The sequence below is a fragment of the Mesorhizobium sp. ESP6-5 genome, assembly GCF_020164695.1.
In the GTDB taxonomy this organism is placed as follows: Bacteria; Pseudomonadota; Alphaproteobacteria; order Rhizobiales; family Rhizobiaceae; genus Mesorhizobium; species Mesorhizobium australicum.
Map to the genome: position 1 here is coordinate 120242 of NZ_JAIUGR010000006.1, position 15291 is coordinate 135532.

The 15291-nt window shown below is 63.1% G+C and carries 15 protein-coding genes and 1 tRNA gene; 9 read left to right on the forward strand and 7 right to left on the reverse strand.

Annotated elements, in window-relative coordinates; genetic code table 11:
- Positions 1-2: 2 nt before the first annotated feature.
- Positions 3-1547 carry a SpoVR family protein gene (locus LB524_RS11645; RefSeq protein WP_224526406.1) on the forward strand — a complete coding sequence of 515 codons (1545 nt, stop codon included), beginning with the start codon at positions 3-5 and terminating at the stop codon, positions 1545-1547.
- Positions 1548-1616: 69 nt separating this feature from the next.
- On the opposite strand, the gene LB524_RS11650 is transcribed toward LB524_RS11645, so the two are convergent.
- The 4 genes from LB524_RS11650 to LB524_RS11665 all read right to left on the reverse strand — a co-directional run bounded on the left by LB524_RS11650 (position 1617) and on the right by LB524_RS11665 (position 5218).
- Positions 1617-2420: an alpha/beta hydrolase gene (locus LB524_RS11650; RefSeq protein ID WP_411909908.1), complete on the reverse strand. Its 804-nt coding sequence runs from the start codon at positions 2418-2420 to the stop codon at positions 1617-1619.
- Between the two features lie 161 nt (positions 2421-2581).
- Positions 2582-3472, reverse strand: coding sequence for an HlyC/CorC family transporter (locus tag LB524_RS11655; RefSeq protein WP_141906886.1), 891 nt, complete (start codon positions 3470-3472; stop codon positions 2582-2584).
- 1 nt (position 3473) lies between these two features.
- Complete coding sequence (gene aroB, locus LB524_RS11660; protein ID WP_224526412.1) at positions 3474-4610, reverse strand: 3-dehydroquinate synthase; 1137 nt, start codon at positions 4608-4610, stop codon at positions 3474-3476.
- A complete protein-coding gene (locus tag LB524_RS11665; RefSeq protein WP_140823989.1) occupies positions 4607-5218 on the reverse strand; it encodes a shikimate kinase in 612 nt (203 codons plus the stop codon). Before LB524_RS11665 ends, aroB begins: the two co-directional genes overlap by 4 nt.
- 211 nt (positions 5219-5429) lie before the next feature.
- Here LB524_RS11665 and LB524_RS11670 point away from each other — a divergent pair, with 211 nt between their 5' ends.
- The 5 genes from LB524_RS11670 (at position 5430) to LB524_RS11690 (ending at position 9412) form a co-directional block, all read left to right on the forward strand.
- Positions 5430-5582: a hypothetical protein gene (locus LB524_RS11670; protein ID WP_015315495.1), complete on the forward strand. Its 153-nt coding sequence runs from the start codon at positions 5430-5432 to the stop codon at positions 5580-5582.
- A 34-nt stretch (positions 5583-5616) separates the two neighbouring features.
- Entirely contained in the window at positions 5617-6534 is a 918-nt protein-coding gene (locus LB524_RS11675) for a site-specific tyrosine recombinase XerD (RefSeq protein WP_140823990.1), read from the forward strand.
- 98 nt (positions 6535-6632) lie between these two features.
- Complete coding sequence (locus LB524_RS11680) at positions 6633-7583, forward strand: acetyl-CoA carboxylase carboxyltransferase subunit alpha (protein ID WP_140616795.1); 951 nt, start codon at positions 6633-6635, stop codon at positions 7581-7583.
- 244 nt (positions 7584-7827) lie between these two features.
- Complete coding sequence (locus LB524_RS11685) at positions 7828-9159, forward strand: murein L,D-transpeptidase family protein (protein WP_224526414.1); 1332 nt, start codon at positions 7828-7830, stop codon at positions 9157-9159.
- Between the two features lie 10 nt (positions 9160-9169).
- Complete coding sequence (locus tag LB524_RS11690) at positions 9170-9412, forward strand: sulfurtransferase TusA family protein (RefSeq protein WP_015315491.1); 243 nt, start codon at positions 9170-9172, stop codon at positions 9410-9412.
- A gap of 4 nt (positions 9413-9416) precedes the next feature.
- On the opposite strand, the gene LB524_RS11695 is transcribed toward LB524_RS11690, so the two are convergent.
- A complete protein-coding gene (locus LB524_RS11695; protein ID WP_224526417.1) occupies positions 9417-10517 on the reverse strand; it encodes a CobW family GTP-binding protein in 1101 nt (366 codons plus the stop codon).
- 67 nt (positions 10518-10584) lie between these two features.
- The gene (locus LB524_RS11700; RefSeq protein WP_224526419.1) at positions 10585-11751 is read right to left on the reverse strand and encodes a D-alanyl-D-alanine carboxypeptidase family protein; all 1167 of its coding nucleotides are present in this window, start codon (positions 11749-11751) and stop codon (positions 10585-10587) included.
- A 237-nt stretch (positions 11752-11988) separates the two neighbouring features.
- Here LB524_RS11700 and LB524_RS11705 point away from each other — a divergent pair, with 237 nt between their 5' ends.
- On the forward strand, positions 11989-13152 hold the full coding sequence (locus tag LB524_RS11705) for a M20 aminoacylase family protein (protein ID WP_015315488.1): 1164 nt from the start codon (positions 11989-11991) through the stop codon (positions 13150-13152).
- 86 nt (positions 13153-13238) lie between these two features.
- A tRNA-Arg gene (locus LB524_RS11710) sits at positions 13239-13315 on the forward strand.
- A 64-nt stretch (positions 13316-13379) separates the two neighbouring features.
- Here the strand turns inward: LB524_RS11710 and LB524_RS11715 are convergent.
- Positions 13380-14270 (reverse strand): LysR family transcriptional regulator, encoded by an 891-nt coding sequence (locus tag LB524_RS11715; protein ID WP_224526422.1) that lies wholly within the window; start codon positions 14268-14270, stop codon positions 13380-13382.
- 103 nt (positions 14271-14373) lie between these two features.
- Between LB524_RS11715 and LB524_RS11720 the strand changes: the two genes are divergently transcribed.
- Positions 14374-15243, forward strand: coding sequence for an SDR family oxidoreductase (locus LB524_RS11720; protein ID WP_224526749.1), 870 nt, complete (start codon positions 14374-14376; stop codon positions 15241-15243).
- Positions 15244-15291: the final 48 nt, after the last annotated feature.

Here is a 15291-nt window from a genome sequence, read left to right on the forward strand (position 1 = left end):
CCATGGCCAGGACAGCCAGCAAACCGGGTTTGCTCTTTTCCGGATCCGACTGGGACTTCCAGAAATTGTCGCACGCCTACGAGGCGATCGCGGCAATCGCCATCGAGGAACTCAAGCTGGACACCTATCCGGTGCAGATGGAAATCATTTCTTCGCAACAGATGCTCGACGCCTATTCATCGGTCGGCATGCCGCTGATGTACCGTCATTGGTCGTTCGGCAAGCATTTCCTGTACCAGGATTTTCTCTACCGCAAGGGTGGACGGGGCCTGGCTTACGAACTGGTCATCAACTCCAATCCCTGCATCGTCTACCTGATGGAGGAAAACACCATGGCCTTGCAGGCCCTGGTGACGGCGCATGCCGCGCTCGGACACAATCATTTCTTCAAGAACAATCATCTGTTCCGGCAGTGGACCGACGCCGGGGGGATTCTGAGCTATCTGGAGTTCGCCAAGGGCTACATTGCCCGATGCGAGGAGCGGCACGGACTGTCGGCCGTGGAAAGCATTCTCGACTGCGCCCACGCGCTGATGGAACAAGGCGTGTTCCGATATCACAGGCCGCCAAAGCTGTCGTCGGAGCGGCAGCGTGAAGGGCTGCGCGAGCGCCTGGAATATGAAGAACGTTCCTACAACGACTTGTGGCGCACGCTGCCTCCCTCGCAGGACAGCAGCAAGACCGGGAAGAAGGACGAAGGCTTGGCGGAGCGGAAGAAATCGCTCAACCTGCCCGAGGAAAACCTGCTCTATTTCCTCGAGAAGAACAGCCTTGTCCTCGAGCCCTGGCAGCGCGAGATCATCCGAATCGTGCGTATCGTCGCGCAGTATTTCTATCCGCAGCGGCAAACGCAGGTGATGAATGAAGGCTGCGCCACCTTCGTGCACTACACCCTCATGAACGCATTGTTCGACCGCGGCCAGATCAGCGAGGGCGCCATGCTCGAGGTCCTGCGCAACCATTCCAATGTGATCTTCCAGCCGGCCTTCGACGACCCCCGGTTCTCCGGTATCAACCCATACGCGCTCGGCCTCGACATGATGCAGGACATACAGCGCATTTCGAGCGCGCCGACGGCGGAGGACCGCGACTGGTTTCCCGACATCGCGGGCCGCGGTGACTGGCGCGATGTGCTCCTGGACGCCTGGGCCAACCACCGCGACGAATCCTTCATCCGCCAGCACCTCAGCCCAGCCCTGATACGGAAATGGCGGATGTTTGTCCTCGCCGATCAGGCCGACGACGCACATTACGAGGTGGCCTCGATCCACAATGAGCGCGGCTACCAAAAGATACGTGCCGCGCTGGCCCAGAGCTACGACATCGGCGCGAGCCGGCCGGATATCCAGGTGGTGGATGTCGACCTGCTCGGTAACCGGCATTTGCGGCTGCAGCACAAGGTGAAGGAGGGCGTACTGCTCGACAGTGGCAGCCGCGACGCGACCCTGCGCCATGTCCGAAGCCTCTGGGGCTATGAGGTCAGCCTCGCTTCGGTCGACGCCGAAACCGGTGCGACGCTCAGCGAACGGTCAAGCAACGACTTTTGAATTTCCGCCCGGCGGCATCGGCGGCTGCCAGGCACAACGAGTGGAACACGCCACGGACAGCCGGTGCGCTCAACCGACCGTCGATTTCAGGAACGCCAGCGCGGCAGCGGTCAGCGCGTCGCCGTCCTCGCCGAAATCGCGGTTGATCGACATGTGCGTATAGGCGGTGCCGTCGAACAGCGTCACCTCGGTGCCGCTGGCGCGCAGGCGCTCGGCAAAGGCCGTGGACTGCTTGCCGCGACCGTCGGCGCGGGAATAGGCGATGAAGGTCGGCGGATGCTTGCGGCCATCGACATAGCTCGCCGGTGACAGTGCCGCCCACTGCGAAGGATCGGAAAAGACACGCGAATAGGCCCGCACCATGCCGCCACTTCCGGCAAGGGCGGCGAGATCGTAAGCCCTTGTATCGTCGAGAAGCAGGCCAGCGACGCCGGGCAATCCGCCGCGCATGCCGGTCAGGGCGATCAGATGGCAGCCGGCCGAATGCCCCATGCCGACGATGCGGTTGGGATCGCCACCATGTTGGGCGATGTTGGTCCTGACATACGCATAGGCCTTTTCCACGTCGCCCGCCTGGGTGGCGACATCAGCCTGCGGCAGCATGCGGTAGTCGATGGAGACGAAGCAGAAGCCGTTGGCAAGCAGGAAGGCCGGCTTGGCGTTCACCTGGCTGCGTTTGCCGGTCCGCCAGGCGCCGCCATGGACGAAGAAGACCACTGGCAGGTCTTTCGCACCATCGGGCGCATAGATATCGAGCTTGGCCGGACCGTAGTCGACAGTTTCGGCGGATGGCATGTCTCGCGCCGCTCTCGTGCCGGTTGGCAACAAGGCAGCCACCGAGGCCAGGAGCAAGGTTCGCCGATCGATCGTCATCGGCGAAGAATGCATCCCGGCGGGCGGGAGTTCCAACGAAGGATTGGCAAGGCGACGGCTCGATGGCAATTCCAGGAAAAGTGCGCAGCGGTTTCCCGTCTGGAATTGCGTAAGAACAAAGAGTTAGAGCGGCTCGGAGAACCTACCAACACTGAAACGCTTTAACTGTCGCCGGCCGGCCGGATCCTGACCCTGGCAATCCGGTTCTTGTCGCGTTTCATGACGACGAAGCGCTTGCCGTGGAAGGTAAAAGCCTGCTTCTCCTCGGGGATCGATTGCGCCTCGTGGATGACGAGGCCGGCGATGGTCGTCGCCTCTTCGTCCGGCAGGTTCCAGTCGAGCGCCCGGTTGAGGTCGCGGATCGGCACCGTGCCTTCGACGACGACGGAGCCGTCCGCCTCCTGCTTGACGCCCTGGATGTCGACATCGTGCTCGTCGGCGATCTCGCCGACAATCTCCTCGATAATGTCCTCCAGCGTCACCAGCCCTTCGACCTCACCATATTCATCGACGACGACGGCAAAATGCGTCTTGCGGCGCAGGAAGGCGTTGAGCTGTTCCTGCAAAGTCGTGGTGTCGGGCACGAACCACGGTTTTGACGCGATCTTCATCACGTCGATCCGCGAGAAATCATTGCCGACTTCGTTCAGCGCGCGCAGCAGATCCTTGGCGTGCAGCACGCCGACGATGTTGTCGAGTGAACCTTTCCAAAGCGGCATGCGGGTGTGCGGGCTCTGCAGGATCTCGCGCACCACCGCTTCCGGCGCATTGTCGGCATTGACCGAGCGCATATTCGTGCGGTGGACCATGACGTCGGAAACTTCGAGCTCTTCGAGGTCGAACAGGCCGCCGACGCGGTCGCGATCCTCACGCACCACCTGGCCGTCGCGGCGAAAATCGTCGACCGCGCCGCGCAACTCGTCCTGGCTCGACCGCTGCGGCTCGATGCGCGACAGTTCATAGCCGAACATGGCAAGCAGGCGGGTGCGCACGGCAACGACCAGGATGACGAGGATGGCAAGAACGGCGAAGACGACCCAGCCAGTGTCCATCTCAGCCGGCTTTCCCGTTGCCTGGATGGTTTTCCCTGAGGAACGCCAGCACTTCCGAGGCCGGCACATCCTTGGCGATGAAGGCCTCGCCGATGCCGCGCGTCAGAATGAAGGTCAACGCGCCGCGCGACACTTTCTTGTCCTGCGTGATGAATGAAAGCAGCGCATCCGCATCGGGCAAGTCGCCCGGAATGTCGGCCATCCGCCACGGCAGCCCGACGGCACGCAGATGCGCCTCGACGCGGGCCGCGTCGTCGGGGCTGGCGAGATTGAGCCGAGAGGAGAACCGGTACGCCAGCGCCATGCCGATGGCGACCCCCTCGCCGTGGACGAGGCGCGTCCCGTCATACTGCGTGGCGGCTTCGAGCGCGTGCCCGAACGTATGGCCGAGGTTGAGCAGAGCGCGGTCGCCGGTCTCGAACTCGTCGCGGGCAACGACATCGGCCTTGGCACGGCAGGCTTCGGCAATGGCCTCGACCCGCTCCGGTCCGCCGGCGAACACCTTTTCCCAATTCGTTTCCAGCCAGGCGAAGAAATCCGGCCGGTCGATCAGCCCGTATTTGGCAAGCTCGGCATAGCCGGCGCGAAATTCGCGGATCGGCAGCGTGTCGAGCACTTCGGTATCGGCCAGCACCAGCTTGGGCTGGAGAAAGACGCCGACGAGGTTCTTGCCGCGCGGGCTGTTGATGCCGGTCTTGCCGCCGACCGAGGAATCGACCTGCGCCAGAAGCGATGTCGGAACCTGCACGAAATTCATGCCGCGCCGCACGATCCCGGCGGCAAAACCGGTGAGATCGCCGATGACGCCGCCGCCAAGCGCGATGACGACGTCGCCGCGCTCCAGCCTGGCGGCCAGGACGCCGTCGACAACCGCCTCGAGATGGGCAAAGCTCTTGGTTTTTTCGCCGGGCGGCATCGTGATGATCGCGGGCTGGATGCCACTCTTCTCGAGCCCGGCCCTCAGCGTATCGAGATGCGCGGCGGCGACGTTCTCGTCCGTCACCACAGCGGCGCGCGTGCCCGGCAGCCGGCGCGAAATCTCAGCGCCGGCGCGCGACAGCAGGCCGGAGCCGATCACTATGTCGTAGGCGCGGTCGCCCAGACCGACTTCGACTGTGACTGGCTGATCCGCGCTCATGATTCGACCTCGCCCGTCGCGGCTATCGCATCGATGCCGAAATGCCGGCACAGCGCCTCGATCACCTCGGCCGCGATGACCTCCTTGCGATCGTCGCGGGTCGGCACGGTGACGTCAGAGGTGGCATAGACCGGATAGCGTTCCGCCATCAGCCGCTCCAGCACGGCGCGGGGATCGGCGCTTTTCAAGAGCGGCCGGTTCTGCTTCTTGGAAACGCGGTCCATCAGAAGGTCGAGCTCGGCCTTCAGCCAAACCGAGACGCCATGGGCGGCGATGGCCTCGCGCGTCTGCGCGTTCATGAAGGCACCGCCGCCGGTCGACAGAACCTGCGGGCCGTTTTCCAGCACGCGCAGGATGACACGCTGTTCCAGGGCCCTGAACTCGGTTTCGCCATAGCGCTCGAACAGCTCCGGAACCGTCATCCGCGACACGCTTTCGATCTCCTGGTCGCTGTCGATGAAGGGCAGCGAAAGCATGGTCGCCACCTTGCGGCCGATAGCCGTCTTGCCGGCGCCCATCAGCCCGACAAAGACGATGGACCGGCTGCCCAGCCGGCCAAGCAGCGCGGCATGGGTCTCGCCTGGGGGATTTGCCTGTAGCGCGTTCATCGGCTGTTTCTTCGGCCCTCTTTGCCGGCGTATCGACATGAAAAGCCGGTTTGCGTCAAGCGTGCCAAGTGCCATGGGCCGATATGGACAGAGCGACGCTTGCATCGGAAGTTGCTAACAGGGGTCCGCTTCTTCCTTGAATTGGCCGGATAGGCGTCCCATAAGGGCACAGGGTTTGGAAACGCAGAACAAGAAGACGGGCGAGAACTGAATGCCGACACTGTTTCGCTTTGTCGTGACCCTCGCGATTCTGGCCGGCATTGCCTATGGTACGATGTTCGCGCTGGTGATGTTCGTCGAGCCGAAAAAAGCCGAGATGAGCGTGCGTATTCCGCCGGAAAAGCTCAATCCGAAGAAAAACTGAACCAAGAAGACCGACTCGGGACCGCCTCAAGGACATGAACAGCGCCGCTCGCATCGAGGCCTTCCTGGAAATGATGAGCGTCGAGCGGGGAGCGGCGGAGAACACACTTTCCTCCTATCGCCGCGATCTCGAGGATGCTTCCGGCGGGATCGATGGCGGACTTGCCCGCGCCGGCGCCGCCGACATCAGGGCCTATCTTGACGATATCGCCGCGCGCGGCTTCGCGCCGACCTCACAGGCACGCAAACTGTCGGCGATCCGCCAGTTCTTCAAGTTCCTCTACGCCGAGGGCCTGCGCGCGGATGACCCCACCGGCACGCTGGACAGCCCGAAAAAGGGCCGTCCGCTGCCCAAGACGATGAGCGAGGCCGAAACCGGCCGGCTGATCGATCGCGCCGCGCAGGAAGCCGGTGATGACGGACTCGGCCACGCCGACAGGCTGGCGGCTTTGCGCCTGCATGCGCTGGTCGAAGTGCTCTACGCCACCGGACTGCGCGTTTCCGAGCTGGTCGGCCTGCCGGTGACGGTGGCGCAGCGCGATGACCGTTTCTTCATGGTACGCGGCAAGGGCGACAAGGAACGCATGGTGCCTCTGTCGGCCAAGGCGCGCGCGGCGATGCGGAGTTGGCTTGACGCCCGGGCCAAGCTGCCCGCCTTCGCCAACAGCCCGTTCCTGTTTCCGGCGGCATCCGACAGCGGCTATCTCTCGCGCCAGGTCTTTGCCCGTGACCTGAAAGGATTGGCGGGGCGCGCCGGCATCGCCTCGGCCAAGATCTCGCCGCACGTGCTGCGCCATGCTTTCGCCAGCCATCTCCTGCAGAACGGCGCCGACCTGAGAGCCGTTCAGCAACTGCTTGGCCATGCCGACATATCGACGACACAGATTTACACCCACGTGCTGGAAGAGCGGCTGGTGCGGTTGGTCAACGATCATCATCCGCTTGCCGACTAGGCCTCATATCGCTATGTGAGGACGACATTTCACCGCCCGGAGCCTTGGTTTCAACGGTTCCGCGGTCATTGCCTTCCGACGTATCGGTCCGCCCAAGCATGTACAATTACCTCGATTTCGAAAAGCCGGTGCAGGATCTTGAGCTCAAGATCCTCGAGCTCAAGAAGCTTGCCGAGAACGGCGAGGCGGTCGATGTCGCCGATGAGATCACCAGGCTCGAGAAGCGCTCGCGCGACGCGCTGCGCGAACTCTACAAGGCGCTGACGCCGTGGCAGAAGGTGCAGGTGGCGCGCCACTCCGACCGGCCGCACTGCATCGACTACATCAAGGGCCTGTTCAGCGACTTCACGCCACTCGCCGGCGACCGCAATTTCGGCGAGGACCAGGCGATCGTCGGCGGCTTTGCCCGTTTCCGCGGCGAGCCCATCGCGATTCTCGGCCAGGAAAAGGGTTCGGACACGGCGAGCCGCCTGAAGCACAATTTCGGCTCGGTGCGCCCCGAAGGCTATCGCAAGGCGGTGCGGCTGATGGAACTGGCCGACCGTTTCAAGATCCCGCTTTTGACACTGGTCGACACGGCCGGCGCCTATCCCGGCGTTGGCGCCGAGGAGCGCGGCCAGGCCGAAGCGATTGCGCGATCGACCTCGGCCTGCCTTGGCCTGAAAGTACCGTCGATCTCGGTGGTTATCGGCGAAGGCGGTTCGGGCGGCGCCATCGCGATTGCCACCGCCAACCGCGTCTACATGCTCGAACACGCCATCTATTCGGTGATTTCGCCCGAGGGTGCCGCCTCCATCCTGTGGCGCGACACGACGCGCTCCAAGGACGCGGCGACCAACATGAAGATCACCGCGCAGGATCTTCTGGAACTGAAGGTCATCGACGCCATCATCCCCGAGCCGATGGGCGGCGCCCAGCGCGCGCCCGAAACGGTGATTGCCGCGACCGGCGATCTCATCGCCAAGACGATGAAGGAATTCGCCGGCGCCAACATCGATTTCCGCGAACAGCGCCGCGAGAAATACCTGGCGATGGGCCGCAGCCTCTGACGCCGCTTGGGCGGCGGAACAGGGCTGACGGAAGCTGTCTGTCCACCCCAAATTGTGGCGGCGATGAGCAGTTTCGCCACAAAAATGCCGCCCCATTCGGTTCAATGAAATCACCGCGGGAGATTGGCCGAGCCTTGCGGTAAGGAATTTTCAAGGTTAACGGGCTTACGGTCCGTCAGTGTTCAGCATGCGGGTGTGGCCGTTTCGAAGCCATTGGCCCGAAAGAAAAGACATAGCCTTATCCATGTTTGCCAAGCTTGCTCGTACTGGAGTTCTTGCCGCCTCGATTGCCGTCGCGGGCTGTAATGATTCGTCGATGAAGGACTTTGCCCCGGAAGCCAACAAGCCGCTGCCCGACAAGATCCTTGCCGATATGAGAGCCAAGGGCATGGTCCGCACCTCTTCGGTAATGGCGCGCATCTTCAAGGAAGAAGGCAAGCTCGAGATCTGGAAGGCCAAGACCAACGGTCGCTACGACATGGTGGCGAGCTACGACATCTGCAAATGGTCGGGCAAGCTCGGGCCGAAATACACCGAAGGCGACCGCCAGGCGCCGGAAGGTTTTTACACGGTTCGCCCGTCGCAGATGAATCCGCGCTCGAATTACCATCTGTCGTTCAACATCGGCTTTCCCAACGCCTATGATCGTGCCAATGGCCGCACCGGCCAGAACCTGATGGTCCATGGCGCCTGCTCTTCATCGGGCTGCTATTCGATGACCGACGCCCAGATCGAGCAGATCTACGCCTTCGGCCGCGACGCCTTCCAGGGTGGCCAGACCGAGTTCCAGATCCAGGCTTTTCCGTTCCGCATGACAGCCGCCAACATGGCGCGCTACCGCAACGACCCGAATTACGAATTCTGGAAGATGCTCAAGGTCGGCTACGACAATTTCGAGGTCACCAAGGTGCCACCGAAAGTCGACGTCTGCGAGAAGCGCTACGTCTTCAACCAGGTCGCTCCCGATGGGCAGACCTTCAATCCGACCGGCCCCTGCCCGGCGACCACGCAGCCAGATTCGCTTAAGAGCGCCTATAACGCCTATCAAAGCACCTATGACGCGGCCTTCAACAGCGCGCTCAAGGCCAGCGTGCCGCCACCCAAGCCGACGATTGCCGGCATCAAGGAAGCCAGCATCGTCTCCGACTGGTCCAAGCGCCGGGCGCGTGGCGAGCGCGTGCCGATCGATCCGCCGTCGCTCAACACCGACGGTTCGGTCACCGAGACGGCGCGCATGGGCCGCATCGATTCGCCCGCCGGTCGCAAGATGGCCGCGCTCGAGGCCGAAAAGGCCGCCAAGGAGAAGGCCGAGCGAGAGCGGGTGGCGGCCATAGAAGCGGCAAAAGCGGCGAAGGAGGCCGCCAAGGCGCAAGCGTTGGCCGAAAAGGAAGCTGCCAAGGCGCAAGCCGTGGCTTCGAAGGAAGCAGCCAAGGCTGCCAAGGAAGCTCCGGTTGCCACCGCGACCATCGCGGCCCCGGCGGAGGCCGCGCCGGCAGCCGAGACGCAGGCTGCGAGCGCCGATGAAAGCCGGGTTACGAAGCTGAAGAACAAGCTGCTCGGCATGTTCGGCGGCTGAGGTTTTCACCTTGGCCGAACTGATAGCTATCTACGACCTCAAGGGGCTGAACTGCCCTTTGCCGGTCCTCAAGGCGAAAAAGCGCCTGGCCGGGATGCAGCCCGGCAGCAGGCTCTGGCTCGAAACCACCGACCCTCTGGCTGTTATCGATATTCCTGCCTTTTGCGCCGACAGCGGACATCAATTGATCGAGACGGCGGCGATGTCCGGTGGCCATCGCTTTCTGGTCGAACGCGGCGAATACCAATCGTAGGAGGCTAACGTCCGGCGATCGCCAGCGGATTGTTTTCCAGCGCCGCGCGGTCGGGCGTGTCGACCGACGGCCGGTTGGTGAAGGCGGCGAACAGCCGGCGCACATAGTCTTCCGGCATGTCGAGCGTAATCAGCACCAGCCGCGTGCCGCGCTGGCTGTCCGGCCAGAACGGCAATCGCACCGGCGGATGCAGGATCTTCTGGACGCCATGCACGACCAAGGGCCGCGACGGATCCTCCTGCAATTCGATGACGCCCTTCATCCGCAGCAGGTGCTCGCCATGTGTGGAACGCAGGAGATCGAGGAACATCTCGATGGCTGAAAACGGCACCGGCCCGTCATGCACCAGCGAATGGGTTTTTACGCGCTGATCGTGGCGATGGGCATGGTCATGCCCTTCATGGTCATGGTCATGGTGGTGGTGATCATGCGCGGCTTCTTCGCCGAGCCAGCGCCGCACGTCGGCGGACTTGGTCGCAGGATTGTAGAGACCGCAGTCGAACAATGCGGCCACCCCGGTTTTCGTCTCCCCGGCATCGAGCAGTCGCGCCCCGGGATTGATCTGCCGCAAGCGCGCCCTTAGCATGGCGAGGTCTCCGTGATCGGTGGCCAGATCGGCCTTGGAGAGCACGATGCGGTCGGCCACGGCGACCTGCTTGACCGCCTCGACATGCGCATCGAGCGTAGCATTGCCATTGACCGCATCCACCAGGGTGATGACGCCGTCGAGCCGAAAGGCCTGGACCAGCGCCGGATGGGCCATGATCGACTGCAGCACCGGCGCCGGGTCGGCCAATCCCGTGGTCTCGACGATGACGCGGCCAAGCCGGGCGATACGGCCGGTCTGCAGCCGGTCGACCAGGTCGGCCAGCGTGTCGACAAGTTCGCCGCGCACCGTGCAGCACAGACAGCCGTCGGAAAGCTGGATGATGCCGTCGGAGGCCTGCTCGACCAGCAGGTGGTCGATCGCCACCTCACCGAACTCGTTGATGATGACCGCGGTGTCGACGAGCGCCGGATCCTTCAGGAGCCGGTTGAGCAATGTCGTCTTGCCGGCGCCGAGAAAGCCGGTTAGCACCGAGACTGGGATCGGGAAACCGCTCATCTGGTTCTGCCTTCTAATTTGGGCATGATCTCTCGCGAAAGCCGGATTTCACTTTTTGGATCGTGCTCTAATTCGCGACCTTGGCCGGCTGGTCGCCTTGGGCGGCGGCACCCACGACTTTCGGGCCCGTGCCGGCGGGGACCGGCCTGTCGGGCCGCCAGGTCGGGATTGGCACGTCGGCATATTCCTGCGCGCCCTCGTCAAGGATCGCCTTCGGCGCCGGACCCGTGGCGCCGCCAAGGCCGACGGCAACCAGTGTCGGCACATGGTCGAGCTTCTCCCGATAGGGCGATTTAGGCTGGTCCTTGGCGGCGGCCGGCGGTGGCGCCTCGGACTGCTCCGCCTTCCTCTTCTTCTTGCAGACTTCGTCATGCATGTCGTTGGGCGAGATCAGATCACCGTAAGGAGCGAGCGTGGTGACGGTGGTGGACCCAGCGGCAGGTGCGTCAAAGCCCTGATCGAGCAATTTGGCCGCGGCTTCGGCGCGGCTGACCGCCGACTTCTCGCCAAGCACGACCGCCACCAGCGTACGTCCGTTACGGGTCGCCGACCCGATCATGTTGAAGCCCGACGGGCAGACAAAGCCGGTCTTCATGCCGTCGGCGCCGGGATACCGGCCGATCAGGAGATTGTAGTTCGGAATGGCCCTATTGCCGACCGCGAGCCCCTCGATCGAGAACCACGGCGCATATTGCGGGAACTCGCGGCGGATCGCCATCACCAGGATCGAAAGGTCGCGTGCCGTCGTGTACTGGTCGGGCGAGTAAAGGCCGTTCGGGTTGACGAAATGGGTGCCGTTCATGCCGAGCCTGGCCGCCTCGGCATTCATCCTTTCAGCGAAGGCGGCCTGCGAGCCGCCGACATTCTCGCCGACCGCCATGGCGATGTCGTTGGCCGACTTGACCAGCATCATCTTCAGCGCATTGTCGAGCCGCATCACCGAGCCGGGCTTGAAACCCATCTTGCTTGGCGGTTCGCCGGCGGAATGTTTGGTCACTTTGATCGGCGAATCGAGCTGGACTTCTCCGGCCGCGATCGCCCGGAAGGCCACATAGGCGGTCATCAGCTTGCTGAGCGAGGCCGGATACCAGCGCTTGAAGGCATCCTGGTGCTGCAGGATCTGGCCGCTCTTCAGGTCGAAGACCACCACCGGATTGGCCAGCGCTGGCCCAGCCAGGACGGACAGCATGATTGCGCCAGCCGGGAATAGTTTGAGGAAATGCCTGTACCGCATGATCGAATCCGAAATCGCCTCTTGCCCTGATTGCCCCTGGCTCCGTAAGATTTCATTACGTGACCGCCAGCATAAGGATCCGACCCTCAAAAACCGGACCGCATTATTGCGGTGCTATTTACCCTATGTGACGCCAACATGGCAAAGCGCCTGACAATCACAATTGCAAGGCACCCCGCGCCCAATTGCAAACCACCAGGCTGAAGCCGGCTGCACCAACAACGAAATGGAACCATCATGCCGATCCTCAACCGCGCCGCCGAAATGCAGGACGAAGTCGCCGGCTGGCGACGGCATTTGCACCAGACGCCAGAACTGAACTTCGATGTCTTCAAGACGGCGGCCTTCGTCACCGAAAAGCTGAAAGAGTTCGGCTGCGACGATGTGGTGACCGGCCTCGGCAAGACGGGCGTCGTCGGCATCATTCGCGGCCGTCAGGGGGAAGGCCCCACAATCGGGTTGCGCGCCGACATGGATGCACTGCCGCTCAAGGAGATCACCGGCAAGCCCTACGCCTCGACCGTTCCGGGCAAGATGCATGCCTGCGGCCATGACGGCCACACCGCGATGCTGCTCGGCGCGGCGAAATATCTCGCCGAGACGCGCAACTTCACGGGCTCCGTGGCGGTGATTTTCCAGCCGGCGGAAGAAGGCGGCGGCGGCGGCAACGAGATGGTCAAGGACGGCATGATGGAGCGTTTCGACATCGCTAAAGTGTTCGGCATGCACAACATGCCCGGCCTGCCGGTCGGCCAGTTCGCCATCCGTCCGGGCCCGATCATGGCGGCGACGGCCGAATTCACCATCACCGTGAAAGGCCGGGGCGGCCATGCGGCGATGCCGCACGGCACGATTGATCCGATCGTCATCACCAGCCAGTTGGTCGGCGCCTTGCAGACGATCGCCTCGCGCAGCACCGATCCGGTCGAGGCGGTGGTGGTGTCGGTGACCAAGTTCCACGCCGGCGACGCCTACAACATCATCCCGGAATCGGCCGAGATCGCCGGCACCGTGCGCACGCTGAAGAAGGAAGTGGCCAGGAAGTCGGAAGAGCGGATCCGCGCCATCTGCGCGGGACTTGCCACCGCCTATGGCGCGACGATCGAGGTCGACTACGACGCGAACTACCCGGTGACGTTCAATCATGCGGATGAGACGGTCTTCGCCAGCGATGTGGCCGCCGACGTGGCGGGCGATGCCCAGGTGCACCGCGAGATCCAGCCGGTGATGGGCGGCGAGGATTTCTCCTACATGCTGGAAGCCCGGCCTGGAGCCTTCATCTTCATCGGCAATGGCGAGACCGCCGGTCTCCACAATCCGGCCTACGACTTCAACGACGAAGCCATCCCGCACGGCATGAGCTATTGGGTGAAACTGGCGGAGACGGCGCTAGCCGCCTGAGGCCGGTCTTATAAAGCGCCGGCCGAATTGCGTTCGGCCGGCCCTCTTGGCGAAACGATCCGAAGCGGCTATGTGTCGGGCCGCGTGGTCCCGTAGCTCAGTAGGATAGAGCGGCAGATTCCTAATCTGTAGGTCACAGGTTCGATTCCTGTCGGGATCACCATGCTTTCAATTTTACGATGGCTACGTGCAGTAAGCTGCCCGGTTGGCGACCCGCTTTCTACACGTCACTTGCCGACATAGGCGGCCAATTCATCGGGCGTCCCCATCGGGAATGCCTGCTTGAGGTAGTCGAGGAACGCGGACACCCGAGCGCTTAGCAGCCGCCTGGACGGGTAGAGCGCCCACAAGGTGATGTCGCCTCCCTCGACATCACCCCAATGGATCAGCGAGCCGTCGGCTATGTCGTGGCTGACAAGCGACACGGGGAGGCGGCCCGCACCGACCCCCGCTCGCACCGCACCCCGGACCATGATCAGCGATGACAGGGTCAGAACTGGCTGGATCGCGATAGTTGCCCGGCCAGTGGGCGTCTTCACGGCCCAGATCGGTCGATCGCCGGCCGTGCGCACGACCGCGGGAGCGGGGTGGTGTCCGAGCGGCCGCGCGAGGTCAGGGCTTGCCACGACCACCAGCCGATCGCGCAGGAAGACTCGTCCGACGAGGCTGTCATCCGGATCGGGATTGACCCTGATCACCAGATCAAATCCCTCCTCGATCATGTCGACGGAGCGGTCTTCCGTCGACACATCGAGCCTCACTTCCGGATACTTCAGGGCGAACCCGGCGGCGATCTTTCCCATCGCGGTCTGCGAAAAGACCAGTGGCGCGCTGATCCGCAACCTGCCTCGCGGCCTTTCACCTCCCGAGGAGATCGCTGCGGCTGTCTCGTCGAGCTCGGTAAGCAGCCGACCCGCACGTTCGTACAGCGCGCGCCCTTCCTCGGTCAGCTTGAGCATGCGTGCGCCGCGTTCGAACAGGCGCAGACCAAGGCTGGCCTCAAGCTCCGCGACCCGACGCGACAGCGTCGCCTTAGGGCGAGCGGCAGCGCGGGCGGCACGCCCGAAGCCGCCGTGGCGCGCCACGATGACGAAATCAGCGAGAGCAACCAGATCCATGTGTTCCACCAGTGATACGCTGCGTTCAAATATCACACCTATTGGCCCATGTGTGAACCACTCATATTGGGGTCGTCAAGCAACCCAACTCGGAGAAACAATCATGACTATCCTCGTTACCGGCGCCACCGGCCGTGTCGGCCGGCAAGTCGTCCAGCAGCTCGTCAAGCGCGGCGCCGATGTGCGCGTCCTCGTTCGCGACATCTCGAAGGCTGACTTTCCGGCCGTTGTAGAGGTCGTGCAAGGCGAGCTGCTCGATATCGACTCGCTGCGCAAAGCGTTTGCCGGCGTCAACACACTGTTCCTGCTCAACGCGGTGTCGGGGGACGAATTCACCCAGGCGCTCATCACCCTGAACATTGCCCGCGAGTCGGGCGTCGAGCGGGTTGTCTACCTGTCGGTGATCCACAGCGATCGTTTCGTCAACGTGCCGCATTTCGCCGTGAAGTCCGGCGCGGAGCGGATGATCGAACAGATGGGCTTCAGCGCCACTATCCTGCGCCCGGCCTACTTCATCGACAATGAACTCATGATCAAGGATGTCATCTTCAACCATGGGATCTATCCGATGCCGATCGGAGCCAAGGGCATCGCCATGGTCGACGCCCGCGACATTGCCGAGGTCGCAGCCGTCGAGCTGGTCCGTCGTGACCAGGCCCCGGGCAAGCTGCCGATCGAAATCATCAATCTGGTCGGCCCCGATACGCTGACTGGCTCGGATGTAGCGGCGATTTGGTCGGATGTCCTGGGCCGCCCGATTGCCTATGGCGGCGATGATCCTACCGGGTTCGAGCAGAATCTGGCGAACATCATGCCCAAGTGGATGGCCTATGAAATGCGCCTGATGGCCGAGCGCTATGTCGCCGACGGCATGCTTTCTGGGGCCGGCGACGTCGAGCGTTTGACAGGGATCCTGGGCCGCCCGCTGCACTCCTATCGCAACTTCGCGACTGAGCTTGCAGCATCGGTCTGAGGCCAACCGCATTCGCGCTCAGCCTCAAGCAGCTGGTAGTTCTATGGC

What these genes read in the sequence shown, in the direction of transcription:
- LB524_RS11655 (WP_141906886.1), bottom strand. Translation starts at nt 3,472, where the DNA reads ATGGACACTGGCTGGGTCGTCTTCGCCGTTCTTGCCATCCTCGTCATC.
- aroB (WP_224526412.1), bottom strand. Translation starts at nt 4,610, where the DNA reads ATGAGCGCGGATCAGCCAGTCACAGTCGAAGTCGGTCTGGGCGACCGC.
- LB524_RS11670 (WP_015315495.1), top strand. Translation starts at nt 5,430, where the DNA reads ATGCCGACACTGTTTCGCTTTGTCGTGACCCTCGCGATTCTGGCCGGC.
- LB524_RS11680 (WP_140616795.1), top strand. Translation starts at nt 6,633, where the DNA reads ATGTACAATTACCTCGATTTCGAAAAGCCGGTGCAGGATCTTGAGCTC.
- LB524_RS11720 (WP_224526749.1), top strand. Translation starts at nt 14,374, where the DNA reads ATGACTATCCTCGTTACCGGCGCCACCGGCCGTGTCGGCCGGCAAGTC.
- LB524_RS11705 (WP_015315488.1), top strand. Translation starts at nt 11,989, where the DNA reads ATGCCGATCCTCAACCGCGCCGCCGAAATGCAGGACGAAGTCGCCGGC.
- LB524_RS11645 (WP_224526406.1), top strand. Translation starts at nt 3, where the DNA reads ATGGCCAGGACAGCCAGCAAACCGGGTTTGCTCTTTTCCGGATCCGAC.
- LB524_RS11695 (WP_224526417.1), bottom strand. Translation starts at nt 10,517, where the DNA reads ATGAGCGGTTTCCCGATCCCAGTCTCGGTGCTAACCGGCTTTCTCGGC.
- LB524_RS11700 (WP_224526419.1), bottom strand. Translation starts at nt 11,751, where the DNA reads ATGCGGTACAGGCATTTCCTCAAACTATTCCCGGCTGGCGCAATCATG.
- LB524_RS11650 (WP_411909908.1), bottom strand. Translation starts at nt 2,420, where the DNA reads ATGACGATCGATCGGCGAACCTTGCTCCTGGCCTCGGTGGCTGCCTTG.
- LB524_RS11685 (WP_224526414.1), top strand. Translation starts at nt 7,828, where the DNA reads ATGTTTGCCAAGCTTGCTCGTACTGGAGTTCTTGCCGCCTCGATTGCC.
- LB524_RS11715 (WP_224526422.1), bottom strand. Translation starts at nt 14,270, where the DNA reads ATGGATCTGGTTGCTCTCGCTGATTTCGTCATCGTGGCGCGCCACGGC.
- LB524_RS11665 (WP_140823989.1), bottom strand. Translation starts at nt 5,218, where the DNA reads ATGAACGCGCTACAGGCAAATCCCCCAGGCGAGACCCATGCCGCGCTG.
- LB524_RS11675 (WP_140823990.1), top strand. Translation starts at nt 5,617, where the DNA reads ATGAACAGCGCCGCTCGCATCGAGGCCTTCCTGGAAATGATGAGCGTC.